Genomic DNA, 12,264 nt, shown 5'->3' on the forward strand with positions numbered 1-12,264 from the left:
ATGAGGAAAAAAATGAAAAAATTTATTATATCAATCACTACAGTAATAATTTCGATATTAAGTGTATCACAAGCTTTTGCTGATGACGTTTATCTTTATGTCACACGTCATGGCAAAACCATGTTCAATAATGTGCACCGTGTTCAAGGTTGGTCTGATACGCCACTAACAAAACCTGGGGTTGAAGTTGCCGAACAGCTAGGGCGAGGTCTAAAAAATGTCAAATTTATAAGCGCCTATTCAAGCGATTTAGGACGAGCACGCCAAACCGCCCGTATTGTTTTAGAATCTAAAGGCGATACAACAATTAATATTAATGAAATGGAAGGATTACGCGAAACCTGTTTTGGCGATTTTGAAGGTGATCTCGATCCTAATATGTGGAACCCTGCAGCCAAACATTTAGGTTATGCCTCAGATAAAGATCTTATGGCAGATATGGCAAAAGGCAACATCAAACTTAACAAGATGCTTGATGCTATCGCTGTTGTCGAAAAGTCTGGCGGAGCTGAAAATTATAATAAAGTCAAAACACGTATGCAAGAAGCATTAAAAACGATTGCTGAATCAGCCAAAGCGCAAGGTGGTGGTAACGTGCTAGTGGTATCACATGGGCTAGCAATCATGACAATGGTTGAAGAATGGTTAGATAAACCGATTACTGAAGGTTTAGGTAATGCTAGTGTTACTAAAATTCGCTATACAGATGATGGAAAATTTATTGTCGAAAGTTTAGGTGATATGAGCTACGTCGAAAAAGGTAAAAATCAGACTAACTAACTTTATCCTAAGCAACTTCAGTTTAAATAACTTCAGCCAAAAACTTTAGGCTAAATAGCTTTACAATATATGGCTCACTAATGAGCCATATTTTTCATTGCCATTTATTCGCAATATTATTAAATAAATTTGTAGTATTTATCACCATAAACAAGCATAATTTGCCATGATTTTTATCAGGCATTAAGGAGGCTAATATGTTTTATGTATGCCAATATTCATCACCAATGGGGCATATTACCCTAGCCAGCCAGCAAGATAAACTTGTTGGAGCATGGATTGAAGGACAAAAATATTTTGGTGATATGATAACTGCACAAAAAGAAGAAAAGCCTAATTTACCCATTTTTAATTCTACCCAAAAATGGCTTGATGATTATTTTTTAGGGAAAAGACCGAATCTAAATAGACTAGAACTTGCGCCCAAAGGTACACCTTTTCGTCATTTAGTATGGGAAATTTTATGCAAAATTCCCTATGGTGAGGTTGTTACTTACGGCGACATTGCAAAACAGATAGCGTTACAAAACCACCAAGCAAGCATGTCAAGCCAAGCTGTGGGCGGTGCTGTTGGTCATAACCCCATATCAATCATTATTCCCTGCCATCGAGTTATCGGTGCAAATGGCAACTTAACAGGATATGCAGGCGGGATCGATAAAAAAATAGTCCTACTTAAATACGAAGGTATAGATACCTCTCAATTTCATCTTCCAACTAAAAGTACCGCCATTTAGAGAATAAAAATTGCACTACCTTAATATTCATTGTTTTTTAAAACACTTATTTTGATACTGAGATATGACACTACCTGAAGTTTCTTGATATGAAATAAATTTTTCGATGTACTCTTTTTAAAAGATTGAGTTCATTTGATATTAAAAAAATGGCTTAATTAGTTTATACTCAAACTCGTAAACATGACTAATTAAAGCGATTAAATAATGATCTTAGCTATAGAAATTAATTATTTAACCCACTCAAATTTAAAATAATACCTACGGATAGGGAATAATGAAAATTAAAAATATACCACTTGTTTTACTTTTAATACTCTCTTCTCCTGTATTAGGTTCAACCTATGTTTACAAAGGCCATATTGCCAATAAAGAAATAACGTTATATTCAGACAGCAATTTTATCAATGCTTTTTGGGTTGATAAAGATGATCATAAACAAATACAACACCCATTATCCTCTGATTGTAAGTTTATTAGCTCATGCGATAATGTAAGCAAGCAAACTGATTTAACGCTTTATGATGATACCGATATTTATATCGATAACAATACTAACCAAATAAAGCTTAAAGACTCAATCAGTTATTTTAAATTTAATCATATATGGGCAGAACAGAACAAGGCGCCAAAAATTTTTGGCCAGAATTTGATGGGTTATTGGTTTGATGGCAAGAAAAACCAACAATATACGGTAACTTTACAAAAGCAATTTGAAATAAGTAATAAAAAAGAGGATGAATTTAATCATTTAGAATTATTACAATCTGATTCATCAGATAAAGCCTACTTTACTGCGGTATTATCGAAAAAAAAACAAGAAAAAATTAGACTGGTTGGTATTAATGTTTATGCCAAAAATAACCACCAATTACTACAAAAAATAAGAAATTTAAATTATAGCTACAATTACTTTAATAGTATTGAGTTAAAAGATATCAATTTTGATGGCCAACTTGATTTAGCCATTAAAAAATATCCTTCACAGTCTAGATTAGGAGATAACGAAGATTACTATATTAATGTCAATGGTAAATTTGTTGCAACAAACTTATGGGGCAGTAATATCTATTTTAACTCAAAAGATAGCACAGCTACGGGCCAAAAAGATTGTTACGATTATAATGAAAAACAACAAAAGATTTTGACAACAATACAAAGCATCTACCATTATAAAAAACACCAATATATCCATATAAAAAACAGCTGTCTGTTAAAAAATATTGATACCAACCAAGACAGGCAATGCAATGACAATGAATATAATAATTGTTTGCTAAAAAGAAATAATATTCATTTTGATAATCCCCACTACATTGATGAGGATAATATACTCTATAAAAATATGGTATGGTATAAAGGTAAAATAATTGATGGCTATGTATATGATGATGATTAATTTAAATGGCTACAACTTAGTGTAAGATATATATTATAAAGATGAAAACATTACATATTGATCTTATTGATATCATTAATAATGGCGGTTTTTTAAAAAGCTTACCTTGTTTAAAAAGAGAGTCTTTGCTTCATCATTGCCAAATAGAAACAATGAAATCAGCAATTTTATACACGGCTAAAATAGGGATTTTTGATATCGAAATAGGCATATCCAAAAAAGGGGATAATAACTACGAACTACTTAACTTATCAGAGGATAAACAAGCCTTGAGTGATATAGCTATTGATGATAAAAATGGAATAATGAAAACCAATTTTAATGATTTGTTATCCTCTAATATCATTCAATCATTACCAAAGTATACAGTAAACCATATAGATGATATAGGACAAATCGAAATACTGTTCTACAGTGGAAGCACAATAATTTATCAAAATGCTAATTTACCGCCAGTATTGATATCAAACACATTAACAGTGGAGATTTTTTAAATTTAAAATTCGTTAACCAGCCATTAACATATTACCTAATCTATTAATTTTAAATTCTGTTAATAAACTTTGGGTTATTACGCTGACCAAAGTTCGCAATGACGAATAAGATGAAGCAAGCAAAATGGATCAGCCAAACTCACTGGCATAATTATTTAAATATTACAGTTCTATTGGATGTAATATCACTTTATCAGGCGTAGTAAAAAATGAGACATAAGCGCCAACTTCACATGTGTCAGATGTTTCTATAAAAACAATATCATTTGCAACTGACAAAACTAAAACCCCTTTATCTTCACAAGATATTACTTTTGCATTAAACACGATGTTGTTATCAATTAAATTGATGTAAGCTTCATGTTTTTTTTCAAGTGTTATATTTCTACCCCATTGAAAAAAATCGTTAATATCTAATTCAACATGATAAGCCACGTTTAATAATGGTTTATTTCCCCCCCAAATAGCAACACCATAACCTAAGTCAGATTCAAACTCAACTAAACGCTTGTCTATTCTATTTTTTAAAGTAATTTTCATTTTGGCAATACGATTTTAATCTCTCTGTTATCAACATCTATTACACTAGTAAATTGCATAAATTAATATTTCTTCATGATAAAGATGTCATACTATCTAAACCCTTATAAGACATTTAGGTATTATAAATGATTCGCCATTCTTCGGTTATGCTTCTTGCTTGATTGAGATTATTAACATCAAATTTGATGTAATCAATTAGTTTCGCACTCAAACGGTATAGAATCCTGAATATTTTTTATAAAAATATAAATCCCAAAAGAAATAAATAAAATCTTTAACGTAAAATTGATGAGTAAATGGAAAAAAGATTTAGGTATAGCTAATTTACATAATGGATAAAATGATATTGTTAACCTTGGTAGTAAACGTATCGGGTATACAAAATCAACAAAATATGGCAATTATCAAAAATGACTCTTGTATGATCCTTATATAATTAGCATCTAGATTTCCAATGCTTTAACAAAAATCCTTACTTGGACTTCTTTTAATATGGATATAATTTGGTGTTCTGTCATTTTTTCACAACTAAATCCGCTATTATTTCTACCATTGCTATTATTTCTACCATTAAAGATATTCTACTTTTAGCTGTACCATTTTAGGCAAACATTACGTAAACTTGCGTATTAATATTTATCTGAATAGAGACTTAATTCCCAACATTTACCTAATTTAGGTTTGATATTTTCACTATATTTAGTGGCAATTAATCCTCCTCAATGCATTTATCACTAATAATCAATAACACACTGAATTGATTAAACTGCTTTTTTAATGTGTTATATTTATCTAGCTTATCAACATTTTTTCCATTGATAAAAGAAGCTTCAATCAGTGTATTGAACTGTTTATATTCTTCATTCAACCACTCATTGGATAGTGAAATATAATTATCTTTAATAGTCAATTTATCCGCATAAGTTCCAGAGTAAGAAAAGTACACGCCAAAATAAAAACTATCATGTTCACAGCAAGTTATATCTAATTGACTATGCAAAAATTCACTTATTTCTTCTTTAGATTTATCACTACCGTATGTTACAAAGTATGATTTTTTCATTTATTACTCATCATATATCTTAGAAAGCCATGTTAAAAAAACACACAAGCTCAACTAACTTTGTTAAGAGGGATATGTGCTATTTCTAAGTGATTAATTCGCCATTTTAGGCAAGATCAAGCTAATAAATTTAACAATTATCCCAAAAGCCCTTCTTCTTTAAATTTAGCAAGCACTTCACGCCCTTTTTCAGAAAGCGCTAGTTTTTTAAGATAAATAGCAATCATATTTTTTGGTAAACCAAAAAAAACTTTAGGATATACCAACCAAAAACCTAATGTTTCATCAGGAAAAGGAATGTTAGGATTATTATATTCATCTTCATCAGGATCATAATCGTCCTCGGCTTCACTTTTAATAATCATTGATAAAAATGCATCAAACGAATTCGCAACAAACTTCAGATTAGTATTTTGTTCTAGATAACCGCCTTTTACAGACATATCAAAATAAAGATCATTCACTTCATGATCCCAATAATAAACTTCGCCATTTGGGCTTAAGCAAAGCAAATCGCCGTAATTAAGCGTTGCTACGGCAAAATAATCCTCAGGTATCCTATTTAAATAACCATCGTTGGTAGCCAATAAATCTTCTCTATCTTCCTTTGAAAAGCCCAAAATGACCTCTAATGGCAATGATTCGCCCTCACACTCAATACAGTAGTCAATATTGGCTTCATTATCAAAAACAACAACATTATATTTGTTCAAAAAATCAATATAAGCATTGCTTGAAGATATTTTTAATTTTAACGCTGAAATGCGTTTATCTATATTTTTAGGAACACTATATTTTGATTTAAACACTCTAACTCCTGAAATACTGCTTAATATAAAGACTGGCACGCCTACATGTTAAAAGTGTTAATATGATTTGTGCCAATAAAATATAATAGTGCACATTAAAATTAATTTGCACTATTATATTTTGCTATTACTTTACTATGACAGGTATTGTTTGTGTTTTTGGGCTTGGTACTGACGTATCTATTTTTAACTCAGGTAGTTCAGCATTTTGGTCTGTTACTTTTACTTTTGTTTTTGTCGATTTATTATTTACCTTTTTATTTGTAGATTTAGAGGATTTTGTTGATACACCATCTAAACGTACATAAAAGATATTCTTTTGTCCATTATCACAAAATCCAACGAGTTTTCCTTCATGCTGTTGTTGCGATTGATCGGTTGGCACGAGTTTCAATTGAAATTTAGACTGTTCAACACCGTTGTTTTTAATTTTTTCAGCAATCTTGCCACTCACTTCATCACAATTTGATGCCAAAGACAACATAGGCAATCCAAGTAAAAATATACCAATTATTTTTTTCATTCCTTTCATTCCTTTTTATGTAGTTTGATTAGTATGGGTATTATAACCTATTAGATAAATAGATAAACCGTATATTTTTATTCAATTATTTTCTAGCAAGAGCCTAGTTGACTAGAATAAATCTAAAAAATCTTATATTTTATTAACCTTATTTAAAAAGATTTCATCTGTTGGATTTTCCTATGTTGTTTACGCATTGTAAATGTAAATACCCCAAACTTATTACACAACTCACGTAGAAAATCATGCTGCTTGTTTTAGTGTTTTATACTCAATCGGTGTCATGTTATTTAATGCCTCATGCGGTCTTTCGGTGTTATAAATCGTTAACCATTCTTCAGTTATTCTCCTTGCTTGCGCTAAGTTGTTAAAAAGATATAAATCGAGTACTTCAGTACGATAGGTACGATTAAATCGTTCAATATAGCCATTTTGATAAAGGCTACCGGGTTCTATCACTCATAAAATCCATTGACCAACATTCACCTTGTTTATTGGGGACTAATAACCTTTCCGGACATCGTGGAGGAATGCGTTTTTTACGCTTTACCCTGAGATTAAGCTTTAATTCACAATACACCCGATAAACAGGTTTATGGTTCTATTGATATCTCAGCTTTCTGATACGATTAAAACATTTAGGAAAGCCCCAGCGTAAATGCCGGTCTGTGACAGTATTCAACACCGAAATAATCACGGAATCAGCCTGAAACTTAGGTTGGTAATAGTAAGCACAACGGCTTAAGCCTACAATGGCACAGCTCATAGCAATAGTAACTGAATGATTTTGTTGTAGTTGCTGTGCCCACGTTTTACGTGCCTTTGTGGGCACTAAAGCTTTTTTATGATTTCTTCCTGAAGCTGGGATTTTAAGCTCAGTTCGGCAAACATCTGCTTAAGCTTGCGGTTTTCCGATTCGAGTTCTTTTAGACGTTTGATGTCTGAAGTTTCCATACCGCCATATTTTTCCCGCCATTTATAAAAAGTTGAATTACCCATGCCATATTTACGGTACAACTCTTTAACGGGAATACCCGCTTCAGCTTCTTTTAAAATAGCGACGATTTGATGTTCAGTCATTTTTTTCATCATTAAATCCCCTTTTCTTTTATCATAGAGAATTTTCTACTTTTTTGCTGTGCTATTTTAGGGGATAGTTACAACTGAAGAATGGTTAACGATTTATAACACCGAAAGACCGCATGAGGCATTAAATAACATGACACCGATTGAGTATAAAACACTAAAACAAGCAGCATGATTTTCTACGTGAGTTGTGTACTAAGTTTGGGGTATTTACAATTAGTCACATCACCAGCCATTAATACAATAGAGAAAATGATTCCTGATGCGATAATTACAGGTAAAAATTTGCTAATCCCCATATTTAATGCTCTAAATATTTCAGTTCCAATGCTATCTTTAACTACTTTGGTCGACATTATTTCGGCATTATCAAAAATATGGACAGTATTTTTAACCGCTTCACCCGTACTAACTTTAATAATATTTTTATACGGTTCAAGCCTATCGGCATTTTCAATTGAAATATCAGAGGCTAATATAATGACATCAGCCTGTTTAAGATCTTGTTCTGTTAATGAATTTTCAATACCTGCCGCACCTTGAGTTTCAACTTTATAATCCCAGCCACGCTTCTTCGCTTCATTTTCAATTTTTTGTTTAGCAATATAAGTATGTGCCATGCCTGCTGTACAAGCACAAATTGCAACAATCTTCTTTTTATTCATATAGACCTCGAATCTTATTTGCTACAGATTGAATATCAATTTTAAGTAAATCTTGAATAAAATCATCATCAGCTAGATTAGATGCTAATTTAGCAATAATGGCTAAGTGTTCTTTATTAGCATTTTCTGGTGCACCAATCAAAATGACTAATTTTACTTTGTTGCCATTATTCCAAATAATGCCATCAATATATTTTCCAACAACTATAAAGGGCATTTTAACCGCAATGCTTTTAGCGTGAGGTAAAGCGACATCTGGCAACACATCCGTTTCCATCTCTTGTTCATGAATCATTACATCTTCAAAAAAGATTTTGACATCAGTTAAATATGCTTGGCTAGTTTCAGCCATTAAATTAATCACTGCTGATTTTTGATTGACAATATCACGAGTTAAATCAACCGATAAAACAGGAATGGATAACATAGATAGATCCTCTTTTTGATAATAGGTTTCCGCAATGGCTTAGTTTTCGCTCTATACTGTAAATTTAATATACAATAATTTATATACACTCACATGGATTTTGCCTAGCAAATATTAGATATCGATCACAAATATGAAAATTGAAACTTAAGCTTTAACCAAGCAATTTGAATTTAATTAACCTAAAATAACTAGTGACATGGTTTAAAGCTTATAATCTACACGCTTTAATAATTTTTACTAAAAATTAGCTTGCATAATTATTATAATGTGGCAGAATTCCTTGCCGCTTTCAGCGGGTAAAAAGGCAAAACTATACTTAGTAGTTTTTTATTGTTTTTTGGGACAGAGGAGTAAAGTTAATCATGTCCGCAATAAAAATGAAACGAGTTTTAACCACACCTGCATTAATTGCATTTGGTTTAGCTTATATGGTTCCTTTGGGGATCTTTACCACTTATGGGGAAGTCACTGTTGCCAGCAATGGACACTTACCTATAGCCTATATCATCACCCTTGCAATGATCTTTTTTACAGCCTTGAGCTATTGCCGAATGGCAAATAAATTGCCCATTGCTGGTTCTGCTTATTCCTATGTACAACGTACTTTTGGTGGAAAAGTTGGATTTTTGGTGGGTTGGGCACAAATTCTTGATTATTTGTTTTTACCAATATTAAATTATTTGGTACTTGGTATTTATCTTAACGAAGCGTTTCCAAGCATTCCCGCCCATGTATTTGTACTGGCATCATTGCTTAGTGTTAGTTTTTTAAATTACCTAGGGATTAAATTAATTAATTCAGTAAATTTCACCTTAATTATCGTACAAATGATATTTATTGGGTTATTTATCTTTTTAACATTGACTAATATTAATTTAACGCCAGAAGCAATGATAAAACCTTTACAAGTCAATGCTGGTGATTTTAGCGGCTTGATGTCAGGAGCAGCAATATTATGCCTTGCTTTCTTAGGCTTTGACGCCATTGCCACTTTAGCTGAAGAGTCTAATGATGCACAAAAATCGCTACCAAGAGCCATTATATGGACAGTTCTTATTGCTGGTTGCATATTCTTAATTGTTTCGTATTGTGCGCATTTAGCTTATCCTGAATGGACTGATTTTATAGATAATAAAGATACTGCAAGTTTAGATGTCGTTCGCCGTGTTGGTGATATGAGCCAACTAGGTGGAAACTTTATGTATAACTTCTTTCAAGCGGCCTATTTAACTGGTGTTTTCGCCTCAGCAATGACAGCACAAACCAGTGTCTCTAGAATTTTTTATGCAATGGGGCGTGAAGGTGTGTTACCAAAACAGATCTTCTATAGAATTCATCCACGTTTTAGAACGCCTTATTTATCAATTATCTTTGTTGCTTGTTTTTCATTACTATCATTAGTATTAGAGCTTAGTTTAGTTGTTTCTATGATTAGTTTTGGCGCTTTAGTTGCATTTACTTTTGTTAATTTGTGTGTAATTAAAAGCTATTTAAGTGACATCAAGACAAAAACAGCCGCTGTACTATTTAAATATGGGTTATTACCAAGTATTGGAGTTCTACTTTCTTTGTGGTTATGGACAAGCCTTGATGCAACAGCTATGATTGTTGGATTAGTTTGGTTAGCTATCGGGTTTATTTATTTAATTTATCTAACCCGAGGTTTTACTAAATTATTACCATCAATTGATCCTAATGAATTGAATTCAATCATTAAAGATTAATTTAATCTTTTTAAATAGGTCTACTTAAAAGTTTAGTTACGTCTTTTTTAAAAATGATTCCGTCGACCTTAGTCGACGGAATAATGAAGTATTTGGTATTAACCTGATTAACTCAGTTAATTACTCACCAAAACCAGTAGCAAATAATTCACGAATTTCATCCATTGCTGCTTGTTCATCTTCACCATCACAAATGATTTCAACGGTTGAGCCACCTTTAACACCAGCACCAAGTAATCCCATCATGCTTTTCAATTTAATTGCTTTGTCATTATAAACAAGCTCAATTGATGATTTATAGCGACCGGCTAATTTAACGAGTGTTGTAACTGGGCGAGCATGTAAGCCCGTTGAATTTTTAACTACCATTTGCTCTTTTAGCATAATAAAGTCCTTATTTCTATCTTAATGTTAATACAATACTTGTATTTATATCATAAATTAAACTGTTTTGCTCTTTTTTTACGTGTATATTTTTTAATTTATCTAAACTGCTTGGTTATCTACAGTTAACATCAGGTTATACCCAAAAATAGCGCATAACGTGAAAAAAGATAGGTGCAGTAAAACAGACAGAATCAAGACGATCAAGCACACCACCATGACCACCGATTAGCTTTCCCCAATCTTTTACACCTCTATCACGCTTAATGGCTGACATAACCAATCCCCCCAGAAAACCTAGTAACGTAAGCATAAATGAAATTAAACCAGCTTGTATAAAGCTAAAAGGGGTTATCCAAAATAAGCAAGCACCTAGTAAGCTTGCTGATAATATTCCACCAATAAATCCTTCCATAGTTTTAGATGGTGATAAATTCGGGCTAATTTTGCGTTTGCCAAACAATTTACCAAATATATATTGCAATACATCAGAAAGTTCAACAACTAATACTAAATAAGCAATTAACAAAAGGTTACGATCTTGATAATTATCAATAGGTAATGTTAATAGTGCTGGTACGCAAGAAATACTATAAACCGTAATCATTACCCCCCATTGCACTTCAGCGGTTCGTGCTAAAAAATTATCTGTTGAGCCAGTTATTGTTGCCAATATCGCTAATAATAAAAAACCATAAACAGGAATAAAAATACTAAACAATCCATACCATGATATAGCCACTAAAATATATTGCACGGGTAAAGCGATACAATAAGCAAATATCAAGACATAAAAATCATAACGATTAACAGGAGTTAAACTGAGAAATTCGCGTAATGCAATGCCAGATGCGACAAAGAATAAAAAAATAACAGCTAATTTTCCTATTAAAAAAGCCATACCAATAATTGCCACCATTACCCACCATGCATTGATGCGAGTATTCAGGTTATCGATGACTTTATTAGGGCTATTCAGCCGTTTTTTTAATAACCAACCAATAATAGAAGCCATCACAAGTAAAATACCGATACCAATAAACAATAATAAAGTATCTTTTTGATAATTAGACATTGTTGTTTTCCTTTATTACTTGTTTAATATGACGGTACATTTTAGCTAAACGCTTGTTAACATAATTAGATAAGGCCACTAACCCATGCGCCTATTAACAACATGATTTGTATTACTAGCACAATGATTTGTTGTTTAACTAGCTTTAAGGTTCCTTGTTGACGCTCGGTAATAGTTCGTGTTGCTAATGGCTTAGATTTAATTAAATGAAAGTCCATTAATGCATTATCTAAATCAATAAGTGTATTGATTAAGCATTCATTGCAGGTAGCTAAATAATCAAATAACTTTTTGTCAAATTTGATCCGTAATGCATAATAAATACCCACTATTCCCATAATAAAGGCCAGAAAATAAAAAATAGTTGATAATAAACTACTATTAATCATTCCACTTGTTATCAACGCAAAAAGTAAAGCGATAATGGTTAATAGTAACGAAAATATACCGATAGGTAAGCTGATAGAGAGTATACTACAAAATGTCACCAACGATGTTTGACTAACTGTTGCTGTTTTTGTTGTTATTCCTGCATCATCGTGATTTAACATA

15 protein-coding genes and 1 pseudogene are annotated in these 12,264 nt (G+C 31.9%); 6 read left to right on the forward strand and 10 right to left on the reverse strand.

All coding sequences use genetic code 11. The annotated features are described in order from the left end of the window. Positions 1 to 12 precede the first annotated feature (12 nt). The 4 genes from A9G47_RS11890 (at position 13) to A9G47_RS11905 (ending at position 3,410) form a co-directional block, all read left to right on the forward strand. Positions 13 to 780 carry a histidine phosphatase family protein gene (locus tag A9G47_RS11890; RefSeq protein ID WP_081303659.1) on the forward strand — a complete coding sequence of 256 codons (768 nt, stop codon included), beginning with the start codon at positions 13 to 15 and terminating at the stop codon, positions 778 to 780. Between the two features lie 197 nt (positions 781 to 977). Beyond that, complete coding sequence (locus tag A9G47_RS11895; RefSeq protein ID WP_065642972.1) at positions 978 to 1,517, forward strand: methylated-DNA--[protein]-cysteine S-methyltransferase; 540 nt, start codon at positions 978 to 980, stop codon at positions 1,515 to 1,517. A gap of 277 nt (positions 1,518 to 1,794) precedes the next feature. Then, entirely contained in the window at positions 1,795 to 2,916 is a 1,122-nt protein-coding gene (locus tag A9G47_RS11900; protein WP_065642973.1) for a hypothetical protein, read from the forward strand. 41 nt (positions 2,917 to 2,957) lie between these two features. After that, a complete protein-coding gene (locus A9G47_RS11905; RefSeq protein ID WP_065580677.1) occupies positions 2,958 to 3,410 on the forward strand; it encodes a hypothetical protein in 453 nt (150 codons plus the stop codon). 162 nt (positions 3,411 to 3,572) lie between these two features. Here the strand turns inward: A9G47_RS11905 and A9G47_RS11910 are convergent, their stop codons facing one another. The 5 genes and pseudogenes from A9G47_RS11910 to A9G47_RS13700 form a co-directional block, all read right to left on the reverse strand. Beyond that, positions 3,573 to 3,950, reverse strand: coding sequence for a hypothetical protein (locus A9G47_RS11910; protein WP_065580678.1), 378 nt, complete (start codon positions 3,948 to 3,950; stop codon positions 3,573 to 3,575). Between the two features lie 712 nt (positions 3,951 to 4,662). Further along, on the reverse strand, positions 4,663 to 5,016 hold the full coding sequence (locus tag A9G47_RS11915; RefSeq protein ID WP_065567236.1) for a hypothetical protein: 354 nt from the start codon (positions 5,014 to 5,016) through the stop codon (positions 4,663 to 4,665). 137 nt (positions 5,017 to 5,153) lie between these two features. Then, complete coding sequence (locus A9G47_RS11920; protein ID WP_065642974.1) at positions 5,154 to 5,825, reverse strand: SMI1/KNR4 family protein; 672 nt, start codon at positions 5,823 to 5,825, stop codon at positions 5,154 to 5,156. A gap of 127 nt (positions 5,826 to 5,952) precedes the next feature. After that, on the reverse strand, positions 5,953 to 6,348 hold the full coding sequence (locus A9G47_RS11925; RefSeq protein ID WP_065642975.1) for a DUF1161 domain-containing protein: 396 nt from the start codon (positions 6,346 to 6,348) through the stop codon (positions 5,953 to 5,955). A 243-nt stretch (positions 6,349 to 6,591) separates the two neighbouring features. Next, a pseudogene (locus tag A9G47_RS13700) lies at positions 6,592 to 7,440 on the reverse strand (integrase core domain-containing protein). Between the two features lie 61 nt (positions 7,441 to 7,501). Here A9G47_RS13700 and A9G47_RS15090 point away from each other — a divergent pair. Next, positions 7,502 to 7,609 (forward strand): integrase core domain-containing protein, encoded by a 108-nt coding sequence (locus A9G47_RS15090; protein WP_081303672.1) that lies wholly within the window; start codon positions 7,502 to 7,504, stop codon positions 7,607 to 7,609. Between the two features lie 4 nt (positions 7,610 to 7,613). Here A9G47_RS15090 and A9G47_RS11945 read toward each other — a convergent pair whose 3' ends face one another. Then, on the reverse strand, positions 7,614 to 8,099 hold the full coding sequence (locus A9G47_RS11945) for a PTS fructose transporter subunit IIB (protein WP_065642978.1): 486 nt from the start codon (positions 8,097 to 8,099) through the stop codon (positions 7,614 to 7,616). Further along, the gene (locus A9G47_RS11950; protein ID WP_065642979.1) at positions 8,092 to 8,526 is read right to left on the reverse strand and encodes a PTS sugar transporter subunit IIA; all 435 of its coding nucleotides are present in this window, start codon (positions 8,524 to 8,526) and stop codon (positions 8,092 to 8,094) included. The genes A9G47_RS11945 and A9G47_RS11950 overlap by 8 nt, the downstream gene beginning before the upstream one ends. Before the next feature lie 365 nt (positions 8,527 to 8,891). On the opposite strand from A9G47_RS11950, the gene A9G47_RS11955 reads away from it, so the two are divergent. Further along, positions 8,892 to 10,253 carry an APC family permease gene (locus tag A9G47_RS11955; RefSeq protein WP_065642980.1) on the forward strand — a complete coding sequence of 454 codons (1,362 nt, stop codon included), beginning with the start codon at positions 8,892 to 8,894 and terminating at the stop codon, positions 10,251 to 10,253. 120 nt (positions 10,254 to 10,373) lie between these two features. On the opposite strand, the gene A9G47_RS11960 is transcribed toward A9G47_RS11955, so the two are convergent. The 3 genes from A9G47_RS11960 to A9G47_RS11970 form a co-directional block, all read right to left on the reverse strand. Continuing rightward, entirely contained in the window at positions 10,374 to 10,637 is a 264-nt protein-coding gene (locus tag A9G47_RS11960) for an HPr family phosphocarrier protein (protein WP_034913021.1), read from the reverse strand. Positions 10,638 to 10,773: 136 nt separating this feature from the next. Next, positions 10,774 to 11,712: a phosphatidate cytidylyltransferase gene (locus A9G47_RS11965; RefSeq protein WP_065642981.1), complete on the reverse strand. Its 939-nt coding sequence runs from the start codon at positions 11,710 to 11,712 to the stop codon at positions 10,774 to 10,776. Positions 11,713 to 11,777: 65 nt separating this feature from the next. Beyond that, positions 11,778 to 12,263, reverse strand: coding sequence for a hypothetical protein (locus A9G47_RS11970; RefSeq protein ID WP_065642982.1), 486 nt, complete (start codon positions 12,261 to 12,263; stop codon positions 11,778 to 11,780). Between the last annotated feature and the right edge of the window lies 1 nt (position 12,264).

It is taken from the genome of Gilliamella sp. WF3-4 (assembly GCF_001690275.1).
GTDB lineage: Bacteria > Pseudomonadota > Gammaproteobacteria > Enterobacterales > Orbaceae > Gilliamella > Gilliamella apicola_C.

Bases quoted from the DNA above. Each gene is read 5' to 3' on its own strand.
- A9G47_RS11950 (WP_065642979.1), bottom strand. From the start codon at position 8,526: ATGTTATCCATTCCTGTTTTATCGGTTGATTTAACTCGTGATATTGTC.
- A9G47_RS11970 (WP_065642982.1), bottom strand. From the start codon at position 12,263: ATGTTAAATCACGATGATGCAGGAATAACAACAAAAACAGCAACAGTT.
- A9G47_RS11945 (WP_065642978.1), bottom strand. From the start codon at position 8,099: ATGAATAAAAAGAAGATTGTTGCAATTTGTGCTTGTACAGCAGGCATG.
- A9G47_RS11955 (WP_065642980.1), top strand. From the start codon at position 8,892: ATGTCCGCAATAAAAATGAAACGAGTTTTAACCACACCTGCATTAATT.
- A9G47_RS11915 (WP_065567236.1), bottom strand. From the start codon at position 5,016: ATGAAAAAATCATACTTTGTAACATACGGTAGTGATAAATCTAAAGAA.
- A9G47_RS11900 (WP_065642973.1), top strand. From the start codon at position 1,795: ATGAAAATTAAAAATATACCACTTGTTTTACTTTTAATACTCTCTTCT.
- A9G47_RS11960 (WP_034913021.1), bottom strand. From the start codon at position 10,637: ATGCTAAAAGAGCAAATGGTAGTTAAAAATTCAACGGGCTTACATGCT.
- A9G47_RS11910 (WP_065580678.1), bottom strand. From the start codon at position 3,950: ATGAAAATTACTTTAAAAAATAGAATAGACAAGCGTTTAGTTGAGTTT.
- A9G47_RS11965 (WP_065642981.1), bottom strand. From the start codon at position 11,712: ATGTCTAATTATCAAAAAGATACTTTATTATTGTTTATTGGTATCGGT.
- A9G47_RS11895 (WP_065642972.1), top strand. From the start codon at position 978: ATGTTTTATGTATGCCAATATTCATCACCAATGGGGCATATTACCCTA.
- A9G47_RS11925 (WP_065642975.1), bottom strand. From the start codon at position 6,348: ATGAAAAAAATAATTGGTATATTTTTACTTGGATTGCCTATGTTGTCT.
- A9G47_RS11905 (WP_065580677.1), top strand. From the start codon at position 2,958: ATGAAAACATTACATATTGATCTTATTGATATCATTAATAATGGCGGT.
- A9G47_RS11890 (WP_081303659.1), top strand. From the start codon at position 13: ATGAAAAAATTTATTATATCAATCACTACAGTAATAATTTCGATATTA.